The organism is Micromonospora sp. CNZ299, from assembly GCF_002754415.1.
Genome location: NZ_PEFG01000001.1, coordinates 3,909,514 through 3,923,349, shown reverse-complemented (window position 1 = coordinate 3,923,349; position 13,836 = coordinate 3,909,514). Strand labels below are relative to the sequence as shown.

At 68.1% G+C, this 13,836-nt stretch carries 15 protein-coding genes and 1 tRNA gene; 5 read left to right on the top strand and 11 right to left on the bottom strand.

Features of this window, described 5'->3' with window-relative positions; all coding sequences use genetic code 11:
* Positions 1 to 23 precede the first annotated feature (23 nt).
* From CLT68_RS18345 to CLT68_RS18335, 3 genes are read left to right on the top strand one after another with little or no spacing between them, the layout of a single operon-like run.
* Complete coding sequence (locus CLT68_RS18345) at positions 24 to 707, top strand: hypothetical protein (protein WP_143743201.1); 684 nt, start codon at positions 24 to 26, stop codon at positions 705 to 707.
* 9 nt (positions 708 to 716) lie between these two features.
* Positions 717 to 1,034 (top strand): hypothetical protein, encoded by a 318-nt coding sequence (locus CLT68_RS18340; protein WP_099852342.1) that lies wholly within the window; start codon positions 717 to 719, stop codon positions 1,032 to 1,034.
* A 42-nt stretch (positions 1,035 to 1,076) separates the two neighbouring features.
* The gene (locus tag CLT68_RS18335; protein WP_099852340.1) at positions 1,077 to 1,826 is read left to right on the top strand and encodes a hypothetical protein; all 750 of its coding nucleotides are present in this window, start codon (positions 1,077 to 1,079) and stop codon (positions 1,824 to 1,826) included.
* A 12-nt stretch (positions 1,827 to 1,838) separates the two neighbouring features.
* Here the strand turns inward: CLT68_RS18335 and CLT68_RS18330 are convergent, their stop codons facing one another.
* On the bottom strand, positions 1,839 to 2,285 hold the full coding sequence (locus CLT68_RS18330; RefSeq protein ID WP_099852339.1) for a hypothetical protein: 447 nt from the start codon (positions 2,283 to 2,285) through the stop codon (positions 1,839 to 1,841).
* 248 nt (positions 2,286 to 2,533) lie between these two features.
* Between CLT68_RS18330 and CLT68_RS18325 the strand changes: the two genes are divergently transcribed.
* Positions 2,534 to 2,791, top strand: a complete 258-nt coding sequence (locus CLT68_RS18325) for a transcriptional regulator (RefSeq protein ID WP_099852337.1) — start codon at positions 2,534 to 2,536, stop codon at positions 2,789 to 2,791.
* Positions 2,792 to 2,945: 154 nt separating this feature from the next.
* On the opposite strand, the gene CLT68_RS18320 is transcribed toward CLT68_RS18325, so the two are convergent.
* Both CLT68_RS18320 and CLT68_RS18315 read right to left on the bottom strand, forming a co-directional pair.
* The gene (locus CLT68_RS18320; RefSeq protein WP_486482222.1) at positions 2,946 to 3,167 is read right to left on the bottom strand and encodes a hypothetical protein; all 222 of its coding nucleotides are present in this window, start codon (positions 3,165 to 3,167) and stop codon (positions 2,946 to 2,948) included.
* Between the two features lie 122 nt (positions 3,168 to 3,289).
* Complete coding sequence (locus CLT68_RS18315) at positions 3,290 to 3,670, bottom strand: transposase family protein (protein ID WP_486482221.1); 381 nt, start codon at positions 3,668 to 3,670, stop codon at positions 3,290 to 3,292.
* A gap of 319 nt (positions 3,671 to 3,989) precedes the next feature.
* Here CLT68_RS18315 and CLT68_RS18310 point away from each other — a divergent pair, with 319 nt between their 5' ends.
* The gene (locus tag CLT68_RS18310) at positions 3,990 to 5,654 is read left to right on the top strand and encodes a hypothetical protein (RefSeq protein WP_486482220.1); all 1,665 of its coding nucleotides are present in this window, start codon (positions 3,990 to 3,992) and stop codon (positions 5,652 to 5,654) included.
* A 941-nt stretch (positions 5,655 to 6,595) separates the two neighbouring features.
* Here CLT68_RS18310 and CLT68_RS18295 read toward each other — a convergent pair.
* The 8 genes from CLT68_RS18295 to CLT68_RS18260 form a co-directional block, all read right to left on the bottom strand.
* Positions 6,596 to 7,123, bottom strand: coding sequence for a hypothetical protein (locus CLT68_RS18295; RefSeq protein WP_099852336.1), 528 nt, complete (start codon positions 7,121 to 7,123; stop codon positions 6,596 to 6,598).
* A gap of 357 nt (positions 7,124 to 7,480) precedes the next feature.
* A tRNA-Pro gene (locus tag CLT68_RS18290) sits at positions 7,481 to 7,554 on the bottom strand.
* Between the two features lie 195 nt (positions 7,555 to 7,749).
* Positions 7,750 to 9,156 (bottom strand): ribosome biogenesis GTPase Der, encoded by a 1,407-nt coding sequence (gene der / locus CLT68_RS18285; RefSeq protein ID WP_099852334.1) that lies wholly within the window; start codon positions 9,154 to 9,156, stop codon positions 7,750 to 7,752.
* Positions 9,153 to 9,833, bottom strand: coding sequence for a (d)CMP kinase (cmk, locus tag CLT68_RS18280; protein ID WP_099857312.1), 681 nt, complete (start codon positions 9,831 to 9,833; stop codon positions 9,153 to 9,155). Before cmk ends, der begins: the two co-directional genes overlap by 4 nt.
* A gap of 196 nt (positions 9,834 to 10,029) precedes the next feature.
* Complete coding sequence (locus CLT68_RS18275; RefSeq protein ID WP_088947533.1) at positions 10,030 to 10,800, bottom strand: pseudouridine synthase; 771 nt, start codon at positions 10,798 to 10,800, stop codon at positions 10,030 to 10,032.
* Entirely contained in the window at positions 10,787 to 11,707 is a 921-nt protein-coding gene (gene scpB, locus CLT68_RS18270) for an SMC-Scp complex subunit ScpB (protein WP_099857310.1), read from the bottom strand. Before scpB ends, CLT68_RS18275 begins: the two co-directional genes overlap by 14 nt.
* A complete protein-coding gene (locus CLT68_RS18265; RefSeq protein WP_486482219.1) occupies positions 11,700 to 12,692 on the bottom strand; it encodes a segregation and condensation protein A in 993 nt (330 codons plus the stop codon). Before CLT68_RS18265 ends, scpB begins: the two co-directional genes overlap by 8 nt.
* Before the next feature lie 41 nt (positions 12,693 to 12,733).
* Positions 12,734 to 13,657 (bottom strand): ParA family protein, encoded by a 924-nt coding sequence (locus tag CLT68_RS18260; RefSeq protein ID WP_030487987.1) that lies wholly within the window; start codon positions 13,655 to 13,657, stop codon positions 12,734 to 12,736.
* Positions 13,658 to 13,836: the final 179 nt, after the last annotated feature.

The window sequence follows — 13,836 nt, the reverse complement described above, 5'->3', positions numbered from 1 at the left end:
TGGCGGGCGCAGCACGGAAAGCGTTGACCGAGCAGGAAGCCGGGGGGCGAATGCAGCAGGGCAGCAGGCACGAACGCCTCAAGCTGGCGAGTCTGGACTTCCTGGGCGACGATTCCGCCTTACGCGAGCAGGCCAATCGTGTGTTGCGCGAGACGGAACGTGAACTGCGCCCCGAGGGGTGCTCCGGGGCGGACCAGACCGGCTCCGTCCGGGTCATGGTCGACACCCAGCGAGAGGTTTCAGCTGTCACGATCGCTCGCGACTGGCGCAGCCAGTTCGGCCCCAGCGGGTTCGCCGATGCGCTCTTCGAGGCGTATGTCGCCGCCGTGCAGACTGCCCTCGAATTGGCGGCGCTCCTCCGTCTGCAGGAGGAGGAGAAAGGTCCCGCAGCGCCAGAACAGGAGCCGCTCGACAGGAGTCCCGAGCGTGACGTCGACGAATACACGTGGCTGCGCGACACCTGGCAGACGCTGCACGACCTTGACGAGGAGCTGGACGCCGCGACTCGCCCGTCCGGGTTGAAGGGCGAGTCCAGCATGTCGAGCCCCAACGGCTGCCTGACGTTGCACATCCGCGGAGGCGGCATCACCGGCATCACCGGCGACGTCAGGTGGATCGCACGGGCAGACGCGGATCAGCTGCAGTTCGAAGCCCGTTCCCTCTTCCGCGCGTTCGCCCTGGCCAGCGCCGGACGGACTGGATCGTGAGGCAGTGAGATGGCTGAACTGAACGTCATCACCGACTCGCTACGCGATGAGGGAGCTAAGTGGCTGACGCTGTCGGACCGGGTCGCTGCCATCAAGGTCGCCGCGGAGCAGCTGCACCTCGACCCGTCGGCCTTCTTCATCGGTGACGCGAACGTCCTCATCCACTCACTGGCATACAGGGACTTCCACACCTTCATGGTCGCCGTCCTGAATGGGGCGGTGACCGAATTCGAACAGGTTGGCAAGGCCCTGCGGCACATCGCCGACGAGTACGACCGGGCCGACGAGATCGTCTCACTCGACCTCAACAAGATCTACAAGGCCTAGCGACCCCACCGCGCGACGTTCGGAGAGGGCACGGAGCACCACATGCAGCCAGGCACCACTGATCTCGAGTACGGCGAACCGTTCAACAAGGCGTTCGACCACATCCGTGCCGGCATCGACACGGCGATCGCCAAGTTCAACGAGATCGTCGAGCAGGTGCAGCAGTGGAAGTGGCTCCTCGGACCCGCAGCACTCTTGTGGATCAAGCACAGCCTGGACACCACCAAAACGGCACTGAACGCCGTCCTCGACCGCGTCGAGCAGGCCTTGGAGCATCAACTGCCGGTGCTCTCGCTGATCGAGGTCAGCTTCCGCTGGGTCAACGACGTGAAGACCCCGGTCTCCGACCTTTCTTCCGCCACCACCGACCCAGCGAACGAGAACCTGCCCAAGTGGACCGGCGACGCCGCGAGTGCCTACAACACCAAGGCACTCAAGCAGAAAGCCGCGGTCGACGAGTCCGTCCTCAAGTCGGAGTTCATCAGCCAGTGGCTGTTCACGATCGCCAAGGCGAACGTCGACTACGCCGTCGAACTCGCGAAGATCGTCACGGGGCTGGTCGGCAAACTGGCGCAGGCGGCATCCGAAGGGGCAACCGTCATCGACCTACCGTGGGCCATCTCCACCCTCGCCGAGTCGGTCGGAGACCTCGTCACCGCCGGCCTGGACGTTCTGCTCACCATCGGCCAGCGCTTCGTCGACGCGCTGGGCAACATCCGAGACATCGCCACGCAGGTCGGCGACCACTCGAAGCTACCCGGTGGGCGGTGGCCCGAGGCCGTCCGAGGATGACCAACGGACGCATCACACAGTGGGTACGGCCGCCTGGGTCGCCTTGAGCAACGTCAGCGCCTTCGATGCGAGTGTTTCGGTGGCGGCGTACGAGGTTCCGCCGACGGCCAGCCAGACCTTCACCACCAGGTTGCCCGTGCGCGCGCGGACCATGTACTCGGCGTACTTGAAGCCGGGCTCGGAGCGCCTGGTGAAGGCTTCCGCTTCGTCGCCCACACCGGTGATGGCGCCGGCTGGAGTCATCACCGTCACCTGCGCCGTGGCCCGGTAGAGCAGCCGAGCCTCCTGCTCACTGACCGGCGTGGACGCCTCCACCCGCAGATTCGCCTGATGCCCGTCCTTTGTCCGCATCTCGAACAGGCACGCCGCACCCGGCTGCCCCAGCGGCGGCTTCGGATCGGTGCGGGTCACCGTCAGGGACAGCTCCGCCAACGGCCGAAGATCAGTACGCTTGCACAACTCCAGATCCTGAGCGCGATAGACGGGGCCGGCCGATGCGGTGGGCGCGGTGGAGGCAACACTGCTCGTGGCCGGCCCGGCGGTCGGCCCACCCGCAGGAGCCAAGGCACCGTCGCAGGCGGCAGTGGCGAACACCGCAACGAGCGCCACGACAAGACGAGAAGCACCGGCCGACGCAGACACGTCTCGAACATACCGGCTGCGAAGCTGGCAGACTGCCCGAGCGACGAGCCACTATGGTGCCGGGTATGACCGCCGCAGAGACGCCGGAGCAAATCGCCCGGACCCGCATGGTCACCGCCCGGGGGGTCCTGCAGGGCCACGCCGATCTTCGGACGTACCCCTATCGCCTCTTGGCCGTGGTCTCCCATCACGGCATCGGCGGCGACAAGGTCAGCGAGGCGGTTGCTGCCGCCGAGGTCCTGGGCCAGTTCGGCTGGGACCTCGTCAACATCTCGGAATTCGCCTCCAACAAGGTCGTCTACGCCTTCCTGCGGAGACGGTGACGATCGCTTTCGGCCCCTGTCGGATCTGACGCGGCTGAACAGGGGACCGCCGTCGGACCGTAGCCTCGACCGGCTTCGTCAGCAGACCGGACTCGGAGAATCCGACTCCACCGCACTCGGCCAACGCGCCTCCCGTCCGACCAAAAGCCGACGCTTATCCCTGCGGACGGGCGTTGATCTGCTCGACGGGTGGGAGCCGCCGAACGGGTTCGTCGCCGATGGAGTAGACCCTCAGGTAGCACAGATAGCCCTCACCATCGACGAGGAGCACGATGCCGGCGTAGAACTCGTCGTCGCTGATATCAGCTGACACTGGTGCACCGGACAACACCGTGGCCGGCGCTGCGGCGCGGTCCACAGCAAGGTTGACGGTCACGCAGCCGCACCCGCACCCGCACCGACCCTCGACAGTGGCGAACAGCAACTGCGCACGCAAATCGTGGCGCCTGGGGAACGGCACGGCGCAGTCGCCATGGACCGGATCTTCGACGCTCAGGCCTAGTCACCCAAGTACGACAAAGGGGCCGTCAGAACCGCCCGGCTGAGCAGCCAGCGGCACACCGCAGCATCGAGGGCGCCGGCGTCAATACCGGTCAGTACCCGGGACAGGGTGCTGTCGTCAGGCACCCGCCGGGCAACGGTGAACGCGTCGCGGGTTGCACCGGGACGATCCCACGCCGCGTCCGGCAGGTCGGCGGGCCGTTTGACGGTCTCCACGACGCGGCTCGATCCCGAAACCACCGCCGCGATCGCGATCGCGAGCAGTCCCGGCAGCGGATGGATCCGGCCGCCGGCGTCCCGTGGGTCCGGAACCCGGGCGAGGGCCTGCAGCAACCCTGGCGTGTCCTGTTCCGACAGCGGCAAAATTCGCCGCTGCACCGATCGCGACTCCTGCGTGACAAGACAACTTTGATAAACAGCGTAAGTCCCAGCTACCGGAACTGCATTGATCGATGCCTTGACTCCATGCGCCGCCCTGCTCATGATTTACTGCGGCGGTTCAACAGTGAGGGTCAATGTGATGACGCAGGTAGAGCCACCGGCAGGAGGCCCCACATCAGCCGTCACTCTCAGCGAGCCTGAAAAAAATGGCGGACTCGCGCGTGCCAGTTCAGGCACGAGGGATTGGCTGACACGTGGGGCCCATCGGCGGGAACTGAGCATCGCGAGCCTCGGTTCAGTGCTCCTCGCTGTCGCGATGATCTGGCTGATTCCGCCGTACGCGGTTCGCGTGGTGACTGCCGGCGCCAAGACTGTGCCGATCGCCGACCCGGCCCACACCATCGTCGGTGACGTGGGTGATCCGACGGCCCAAGCATGGCTGGTGGGATGGGGTGGCCACGCACTTACCAACGGTCTGCGTGGCCTGTGGGACACCAACGCTTTTTATCCCGACAAGTACGGCCTAGCCCTGAACGACAGCCTGCTCGGCTATGCCCCGGCAGGGCTGATAGGCAACGGTGTAGTCGGCGCCGTGCTGCGCTACAACATCCTGTTCGTGCTGGCTTTCGCGCTCGCCTTCCTCGGCGGCTACGCGCTCCTGCGCCAACTTGGCGCGAATAAGGTCGCCGCCGCGGTAGCCGGGGCCGCCCTCGCCTACGCGCCCTGGCGCTACGGCCACGACGGCCATCTGAATATTCTCTCCACCGGTGGTATCACTCTGGCCCTGGCGATGCTGGCGCGCGGCCACGGACTTTCGTTCACACGCGGCTACCTTGCCGAACGAGTCCGGCCGGGATGGGCGTTCGCTGGCTGGCTCGTCGCGGCCTGGCAGGTCAGCCTAGGCTTCGGCGTGGGGCTGGGATTCGTATACGTCCTCGCCGCCCTCTGCCTGATCACACTGATAGCCTGGCTGATCCACCGCCCACGCCTTGGCCTCCGCCTGATCGTCGGTGATCTGATCGGCGGGCTGGTCTTCACCGCAGTGACCGGATACTTCGCGTACGCGTACCAACACGTGCGCGAGCTCAACCCACATGTCACCCGGGACTGGGACTACGTCGCGTACTTCTCCCCGACACTGCGCGGACTTCTCGTGGCGCCGCAGTCCTCGCTGCCCTGGGGCACCCTGCACAACGACGCCCGCACCGCTCTTGGTGGCATACCGACTGAGAAAGTGCTGCTATGCGGGTATGCACTGTATGCACTGGCCTTCGCCGGCCTGTTCCTATCCCGCTGGTCACCGGTGCAACGGCTTCTGCTGCTGTTTGGGGCGGTCGTCGGAGTGTTGTTCGCGCTGGGCACGAACGGGCCGATCTACCGCCTGCTCTATCTTTACGTGCCCGGGTTCGATGGATCCCGTACACCAGGCCGGTTGATCTTGTGGCCCACTCTCTGCCTGGCCATTCTCGCGGCCGGCCTGGTTACCCACCTGGCCGACGTGGCTCGCAGGGGCGCCAAGCCGAAATGGTCGGTGGGAGCGGCACGGCTACTGACCGTTCCGTTGCTGGTCCTCGTGCTAGCTGAGGGCCTTCCTGACCTGAACCACCCCCAAACCCCAGCCAAACCGGCCGCGATGGCCCTAGCCTCCGCGCACGCTCCGATCATGGTATTGCCGTCCGACGACAGCCTCGACCTCAACGTCCTACTTTGGTCGACCGACGGTTTTCCCGCCATGGTCAACGGTGCGGCCAGCTACACCACACCCAACCGTCAGGCGATCCGCGACGTTATGGCGACCTTCCCCAGCGAGCCGGCCTTGGATCGGTTGCACCAGCTCGGCATCCGCAGCGTTGTCCTGCTGCGCGACCGACTCCAAGGCACCCCATACGAACCACTGCTTAACATCCCCGACGTACCCGGCATCACCCGCCACGACGTCGGGTCAGACGTGGTTTACACCATCGACACCAACACGAAGTGATGTTGGGCGTGTCCTCGCCGTGGTGCTTAGGCCTGGCCGGCATCCAGGACGAAGACCTGATCCGTACCACCGGGACCCGGTGGGCGATCGAGGAGTGCTTCCAGACCGCCAAGACCGAGGTCGGCCTGGACCACTACCAGGTGCGTCGATACGACGCTGGTAGGCCACATAACGCTCGTTCTGTGCGCCCACGCCTACCTCGCCGTCACCGCCGCCCACGCCAAGAAGGGGCGCTGAATCCGAGGACGGCCTCATTCCCCTCACCCTCGGCGAGGTCCGCCGTCTGCTGGCACACCTGATCACCACCGTTCGCCCCTTCGACCACATTCATCGATGGTCGCGATGGCGACGCCGACACCAATACCGCGCCAAAGCAGCCCACTACCAGCGAAGACTCCAACTCCACCAGGTACGGCTGGAGTACTACGGCCAGGAACAGGGGTGGCCAACTGGCGGTCCTGCCGCAAATCGAAGGCTCATCCGGCCGCCCGATGCAGCGACAGCCGACGACATCTCCAGCGCTTGACGCGCACTCAAGAGCAGAACTGCCGCTCCATCCAGGACGCAGATGAAGCGGCAGGTCAGAGCGTTGTGTAGCAGGCACGTCAACGGCCAACCATCCACGCGGTTACCGCCAACAAAGATCATCCGTTACCGGATGTTACCGCCGACGCCTGGAAGGATCTTCATCCTTCTAGGTCAACCGGTCGGGACGGCCGGATTCGAACCGACGATCCCTTGATCCCCAGGACGCTTCGCCACACGTCCACGCACGTCACGCACGCTATGCCCATGATCAAGCTGTTCGGCCGACGGCTTAACGTCCACCATCAAGCATGACGTGTGGTCCCCACGTGGTCCCCGGGCGCTGACGCGCTCGGGGACCCGGTGATGCCGCTTGGTCACCCGTTCGACGAACCAGCTACTGGCCCGTGGCTGGCCTACGCGTTCGGTGACTGCGCTCTGGTCCGATGCCGCCACAGGGCCACGGCGACCAATCCAGCGGCGAGGACTGTCAGCATCGCACCGGCCGCGAACCACCAACGGCCCGGCCACTGAGCAGGCGCAGGTGCTGCTGTGACCGGCGTCGGGGCCGCTGCGTCCGCGGACGGCGTGCCCGGCAACTGCCGGATCCCGAAACACAGCCCAGTGGCGCCGTCGATGGAATTCACCCGATATCGGGTGCCAGCGCGAAAGTCGTAGCCGCAGCTGTCCTCGCTGCGGCTCACGGCCAGCCTGAGCGTGGCAACTGACCGACTGCCCTTCTCGACCGACTCGACCGCGAGTTGGACGCCTCTGTCCGTCACCGCAGTGATAGTGCCGACGACGATAAGGTCCGCCCGATCGTCCTCCTGGTCGGGCCGCAAGGCGCAAGAGCAGGCCCAAGCGGGCTGCACCGGTGAGACCAGCACGACGAGACCGAGGCTGAGAGTGGTCAGGGCAACCAGAATCGCGGCGCGCAGTTTCATGCAATCACAGACGCGGGCAAAGCCCCACGGGTTCCATCAGTCACCATGCTGGCGACTACTTCGACGCGGACCTCTGAGGAGGCCGGGGTTCGGGCAGAGCCCGCGTCTTCACGGTTTGTGCCCCGTCAGCGTGGCCGGCCGGACCGGACGATGCCGGTGCCTGCGCCGCCAGCAGGCCGAGGCCGAGGCGGCGGCCCTCTTGCCGGCCGCCAAAATGCAGGTAGGGAACAATGTGTAGGCCCGCATGAGACTTGACCAGCGGTCAAGCAGCGCTAGGCACGGTCCAACTTGACTGATCTTGGTCCCCAGAACGGCGAAAGGGCCGACCCGAATTCCGGATCAGCCCTCTGACCTGCGTCGGGACGGCCGGATTCGAACCGACGACCCCTTGACCCCCAGTCAAGTGCGCTACCAAGCTGCGCCACGTCCCGCCCTCGCGTGGTTTCCCAACGCGACAGCCGGTACAGCTTAGCGCAGCAGCCGCGGCTCGTTCGCACAGGCCCCACCCGCGCCGCGAGTCAACGGAACCACCGCACACCCCCTAAAGCGTCCTAGGAGGGTGGGGTTGAAGAAATGCCGGACGGGCGAGGACCGCCCATCCGGCATTTCGGGAGAACAGGGGCAGGTCAGCCGTGCGCCTTGCCTCGGCCGCCGGGGCCTAGCTTCTTGCGCGGGCGGACCGAGATCTCAATGGGGCTGCCTTCGTACCCGAATTCCTCGCGGAGCTTGCGCTCGACGAAGCGCTGGTATCCGGCGTCCAGCGGACCGGTGGTGAAGAGCACGAACCGCGGCGGTGCCACGCCGGCCTGCGTGGCGAACAGGATCCGCGGCGCGCGACCGCCCCGCACCGGGTGCGGGGTGGCCTGCACCAGCGCGGTCAGCCACTGGTTGAGGTGCGCGGTCGGCACCCGCGTTTCCCAGCTGGCGAGCGCCTTGTTCAGGGCCGGGGCCAGCTTGTCCACCGCACGGCCGGTCATCGCGGACAGGTTCAGGCGGATCGCCCAGGGGATGCGGCGCAGCTCCCGGTCGATTTCCTTGTCCAGGTAGTACCGACGGTCGGCGTCGACCAGGTCCCACTTGTTGAACGCGATGACCAGCGCCCGGCCCGACTCGGTCACCATCGACAGGATCCGCTGGTCCTGCTCGCTGATCGGCTCGCTGGAGTCCAGCAGCACCACGGCCACCTCGGCGGCCTCGATGGCGCCGGCGGTGCGCAGGCTGGCGTAGTACTCGGTGCCGCTGGCCTTGCCGACCCGCTTGCGCAACCCGGCGGTGTCGACCAGCTGCCAGGTCTGGCCGCCGATCTCGACGAGGCTGTCGACCGGGTCCACAGTGGTGCCCGCCACCGAGTCGACGACCGCCCGCTCCTCACCGGAGAACCGGTTGAGCAGGCTGGACTTGCCCACGTTCGGCCGCCCGACCAGCGCCACCCGGCGGGGTCCGCGCGGTCGGTTCTCCACGATCGCCGGGGCTTCCGGCAGCGCGGCGAGGATGGCGTCCAGCAGGTCGCCGGAGCCTCGCCCGTGCAGCGCGGAAACCGGGAACGGCTCGCCGAGGCCGAGCGACCACAGCGACACGGCCTCCATCTCGATGGAGGTGTTGTCAGCCTTGTTGGCCACCAGGATCACCGGCTTGGCGCTGCGCCGCAGCATCTTCACCGCGGCCTCGTCCACGTCGGTGGAGCCCACCATCGCGTCGACCACGAAGAGGACCACGTCGGCGGTGACGACCGCCGTCTCGGCCTGCGCCGCGATGGCCGCGGCGCGGTCCTTCGCGTCCGGCTCCCAACCGCCGGTGTCCACCACGGTGAACGCCCGGCCGTTCCACTGCGCGTCGTACGGCACCCGGTCCCGGGTCACACCGGGAACGTCCTCGACGACCGCCTGGCGGCGGCCGATGATCCGGTTGACCAGAGTGGACTTACCCACGTTGGGGCGGCCGACCACGGCCACCACCGGCTGCGGGCCGCTCGGTTCCTCGACGGCGACGTCGGGCTCCCGAAGCTCGACCCAGCCACCACCATCGCTACTCATGCCACACCCCGCTCGGTGAGCAGGTCACGCAGTCGCGCCACGACCTCGTCGATGCCCAGCTCGGTGGTGTCCAGCACCACGGCGTCGGGCGCCTGCGCCAGTGGGTTGACCTTGCGGGTCGAGTCGAGCCGGTCCCGTCGCGCCAGGTCGGCGGCGGTGGCCGCCACGTCGGCGGCGTCCTCCGCGCTGCGCCGGGCGGCACGGGCCTCCTCGGAGGCGGTCAGGAAGACCTTCAGGTCCGCGTCCGGCGCGACGACCGAGCCGATGTCCCGACCCTCGACGACGATCCGGCCGACGTTGGCGATCATCTCGCGCTGCCGGGTGACGAGCAGCTCACGAACAGCCGGCACGGCGGCGACGGCGGAAACCGCGCCGGTTACCTCCGGGCCGCGGATGTCCGCGTCCACGCCCACACCGTCGACGGTCACGGCGTACCCCTGCGGGTGGGTGCCGATGTGCAGCTTGACCTCGCCGGCGACCTTGGCCACCGACGCGGCGTCGGTGAGATCCACGCCGGAGCGCAGCACGGCAAACGTGATCGCCCGGTACATCGCTCCGGTATCCAGGTAGCGCGCACCGATCGCGACGGCGAGCCGCCGCGACACGGTGGACTTACCCGAACCGGACGGCCCGTCCACAGCGACCACACATCGCCTGGCCCGTACGTTTTCCTCCACCGTGTCCTCCTCAGCCCGTACCTCACGGATCGCCCGGTGATCTGGCGCCGCAAGCGGTTTGTCAATCGTCATCAATCATGCCCGCGGTCCGTGGCGGACCTGCGCGCGACGCCGCCGGAGGCGACCCACGCCACCCCGGCGGCCGCCGTCTCGGCCGTTGCGAAGCCTACCGGCAGCCGTACCCCGAACTCGGGGGTCAGTCACCCACCGCGTTGAACAGGGCGGCGACCTCGGCGTTGGTCAACCGCCGGATCCGCCCGGTGCGCAGGTCACCCAGCCGGATCGGACCGATCGAGGTACGCACCAGCCGGGTGACCGGGTGGCCGACCTCCTCCATCAGCCGCCGGACGATGTGCTTGCGGCCCTCGTGCAGGCTCAGCTCCACCTGGGCGGATTTGCCCAGAGTGTCCACCACCTTGAACGAGTCGACAGTGACCGGCCCGTCCTCCAGCTCGACCCCGGCCAACAGCCGCTTGCTCAGGTTGCGCGGGATCGGCCCGACCACCTCGGCGAGGTAGGTCTTCAGCACCTGGTACGAGGGGTGCATGAGCTTGTGCGCGAGGGTGCCGTCGTTGGTGAGCAGCAGCAGGCCCTCGCTGTCCGCGTCGAGCCGCCCGACGTGGTAGACCCGCTGCTCCAGCCGGGCGCCGATGAAGTCGGACAGCTCGTTGCGTCCCTTTTCGTCCGCCATGGTGGTGACCACCCCGCGCGGCTTGTTCATCGCCACGTAGACCAGGCGGACGTCGACCTGGAGGCGCTCGCCGTCCACGTGGATCACGGCGGTGGCCGGGTCGACCTTGTCGCCGAGCTTGGCGACCCGCCCGTCCACGGTGACCCGGCGGCGGAAGATCAGGTCCTCGCAGGCACGCCGGGAACCCACGCCGGCGGCGGCGAGCACCTTCTGCAGGCGCTCAGCCCCCTCGAAGACAGGGGCGTCGGGTTTGGGGGAACGGTTATCGGGTCGCATCAGCAAGCTCTTCTACGTCGTCGGGCAGGAAGGGTGCGAGGGGCGGCAGCTCGTCAACGGTGTTCAGCCCGAGCTTCTCCAGGAACAGCGTGGTGGTCTTGTACAGGAACGCCCCGCTGTCCGTTTCGGTGCCGCACTCCTCGACGAGGCCGCGGGTGACCAGCGTACGGATGACCCCGTCGCAGTTCACACCCCGGATGGCTGAGATTCGCGAACGGGTCACCGGCTGCTTGTAGGCGACCACGGCGAGCGTCTCCAACGCCGCCTGGGTCAGCCGTACGGACTGCCCGTCCAACACGAACCGCTCAACGTACGTAGCGTATTCCGGCCGGGTGTACAGCCGCCACCCGCCGGCCGCCCGGCGCAGCTCGAACCCGTGCCCGGCGGCGGTGTAGCCGGCGGCGATCTCGTCCAGCACCGGCCCGACCCGTTCCGCCGGCTGCTCCAGCACCTGGGCCAGGACCAGCTCACTGACCGGCTCGTCGACCACCAGCAGGATCGCCTCCAGGGCGCCGCGCAACTCGGTGTCGGACAGCTCCGGCGCGGGCTCCGGCGCGGCCGTCACCCGCCGCCGCCCCGCAGCCTGCCGCCGGGGTACGCCCGCAGCCTCGGACGACTCCCCCACGAACGGCCCGTCCGGCTCCGGCTCGCCGCGGTCTGATTCGGCGCGGTCCGGCTCGGCGCGGTCCGGCTCGGTGGGGTCCAGATCGCCGGGGAGCGCTGCGGATACCGGCTCCTGGACGGGTGGCTGCGCCGCGAGATCGTCCGTGGCCGGCGAAGGTGCGGTGATGTCCGACGCGGCGTCTGCGGTGTCCGGTTCGGCGGCGGGCGGACGGGGGCGTTCCCACGGGGGGACCCAGGCGGCCGCCTGGTCGGCCAGGGAGTCCCGGCGATCCTCGTCACTCATCGCGCTCATCCTCCGTCGTTTCCGTCCCGTCCACCCCAGAAGACTCACCCGGCAACTCCGGTGCCTCCGGTCCCCCCGGCTGCGCCGCCGGCTCCGGGTCGGCCGGGCTGCCCGCGTACTCGTCGACGTGCACCTCGGTGTCACCATCGGCCGGGCCGGTCCAGCGAACGGTCAGCTCCTCCAGTGCCTGCTCCTGCACGAAGGACACCAGGCCCTCCCGGTAGAGCTCCAGCAGCGCGAGGAACCGCGCCACCACCTCCAGTGTCGCCTCACAGTCCGCGCAGAGCAGCGAGAACGTGGCCGTGCCGGCCCGGCGCAGCCGAGTAGCGAGGATCGCCGCGTGTTCCCGGACACTGACCCGGACCATGTGCACGTGGGCGATGGATACCTCCGGCACCGGCTTCGGGGTCATCGCCTTCACGGCCAGCTTCAGCAGCCGCTGCGGGCCGATGCCGAGCACCAGGTCGGGCAGCGCGTCGGCGTAGCGGGCCTCCAGGCTGACCGCCCGCGGGTACCGCCGGCCGCCGACGGCCTCCAACTCGGCGATGTACGCCGCCGCTTCCTTGTACGCCTTGTACTGCAACAGTCGGGCGAAGAGCAGGTCCCGGGCCTCCAGCAGGGCGAGGTCGGCCTCGTCCTCCACCTCGGCGGAGGGCAGCAGCCGGGCCGCCTTCAGGTCGAGCAGCGTCGCGGCGATCAGCAGGAACTCGCTGGCCTCGTCCAGGTCCCAGTTGTCGCCCATGGCCCGGATGTAGGCGATGAACTCGTCGGTGACCGTGTGCAGGGCCACCTCGGTCACGTCGAGCTTGTGCTTGCCGATCAGTTGCAGCAGCAGATCGAACGGGCCGGTGAAGTTGGCCAGCCGCACCGTGAAACCGGTGGAAGCCGGCTCGGCGGGCAGGTCGGCAGCCACGTCGGCGGGCGGCACACCATCGACCACCGCCGTGGCAGCGGCCTCGGGCGGGTCAAGGGGTGGCGCGGTCACCGCACGACCGTAGTCCACGAGGCGGGCACCGGGCGTTCCGGCTACCGCTCCGACTGGGCGGCGATCACCTCGCGGGCCAGCTGACGGTAGTTACGTGCCCCGGAGGACGCCGGGTCCATCGTCGTGATCGGCGCACCGGCCACGGTGGACTCGGGGAACTTCACCGTCTTGGTGATGACCGTCTGGTAGACCTTGTCGCCGAACGCCTCCACGACCCGCTGCAACACCTGACGGCAGTGCGTGGTGCGGCTGTCGTACATGGTGGCGAGGATGCCTTCCAGCTCCAGGTCGAAGTTGAGTCGCTCGCGCACCTTGTCGATGGTGTCCAGCAGCAGCGCCACACCGCGCAGGCTGAAGAACTCGCACTCCAGCGGAATGAGCACGCCGTGCGCGACGGTCAGCGCGTTGATCGCCAGCAGGCCGAGCGACGGCTGGCAGTCGATCAGGATGTAGTCGTATTCCTTGCGGACCGTGCGCAGCACCCGCGCCAGGGCCATCTCCCGGGCCACCTCGTTGACGAGCTGGATCTCGGCGGCGGAGAGGTCGATGTTGGCCGGCAGCAGGTGCAGCCCCGCGACGTCGGTCTTGATGACGACGTCCTCGGCGATGATGTCGTCCTGCATGAGCAGGTTGTAGATGGACAGGTCGAGGTTGTGCGGATTGACGCCCAACCCCACCGAGAGCGCGCCCTGCGGGTCGAAGTCGACCAGCAGCACCTTGCGGCCATATTCCGCGAGCGCTGCGCCCAGGTTGATGGTGGTCGTGGTCTTACCGACGCCACCCTTCTGGTTGGCCATCGCGATGATGCGCGCGGGGCCGTGCCGATCGGTGGGCATCGGCTCCGGAATGGGCTTGCGCATCGTGTAGGCAGCCGGGTCCGCAGGACCGAGGTCCGCGCCGAGCGTGGCCTGCTGCTCGCGGAGCTCCGACGTCCAGGTCTCGGCACGGTCACCGTTGCCAGCCATGTGCTCGTTGCCCCCTCCCGACGACCCCACCCGGCGTCGGAGCCGTCCGACGTCCTTCGCGGCGCCGCTGCGCACCCCGGTCGTGTCGCCCCAGGAGGTCCGCGCCGATGCCGACTGTACGCCACCGACCAGCAGGGGGTTCGGCACCGGCCCGGCGTGTCGGAGCCGACCGCGACCTG

What these genes read in the sequence shown, in the direction of transcription:
- CLT68_RS18295 (WP_099852336.1), bottom strand. Translation starts at nt 7,123, where the DNA reads ATGAAACTGCGCGCCGCGATTCTGGTTGCCCTGACCACTCTCAGCCTC.
- CLT68_RS18260 (WP_030487987.1), bottom strand. Translation starts at nt 13,657, where the DNA reads ATGGCTGGCAACGGTGACCGTGCCGAGACCTGGACGTCGGAGCTCCGC.
- CLT68_RS18310 (WP_486482220.1), top strand. Translation starts at nt 3,990, where the DNA reads ATGATCTGGCTGATTCCGCCGTACGCGGTTCGCGTGGTGACTGCCGGC.
- CLT68_RS18335 (WP_099852340.1), top strand. Translation starts at nt 1,077, where the DNA reads ATGCAGCCAGGCACCACTGATCTCGAGTACGGCGAACCGTTCAACAAG.
- CLT68_RS18325 (WP_099852337.1), top strand. Translation starts at nt 2,534, where the DNA reads ATGACCGCCGCAGAGACGCCGGAGCAAATCGCCCGGACCCGCATGGTC.
- CLT68_RS18340 (WP_099852342.1), top strand. Translation starts at nt 717, where the DNA reads ATGGCTGAACTGAACGTCATCACCGACTCGCTACGCGATGAGGGAGCT.
- scpB (WP_099857310.1), bottom strand. Translation starts at nt 11,707, where the DNA reads ATGAGTGACGAGGATCGCCGGGACTCCCTGGCCGACCAGGCGGCCGCC.
- CLT68_RS18275 (WP_088947533.1), bottom strand. Translation starts at nt 10,800, where the DNA reads ATGCGACCCGATAACCGTTCCCCCAAACCCGACGCCCCTGTCTTCGAG.
- der (WP_099852334.1), bottom strand. Translation starts at nt 9,156, where the DNA reads ATGAGTAGCGATGGTGGTGGCTGGGTCGAGCTTCGGGAGCCCGACGTC.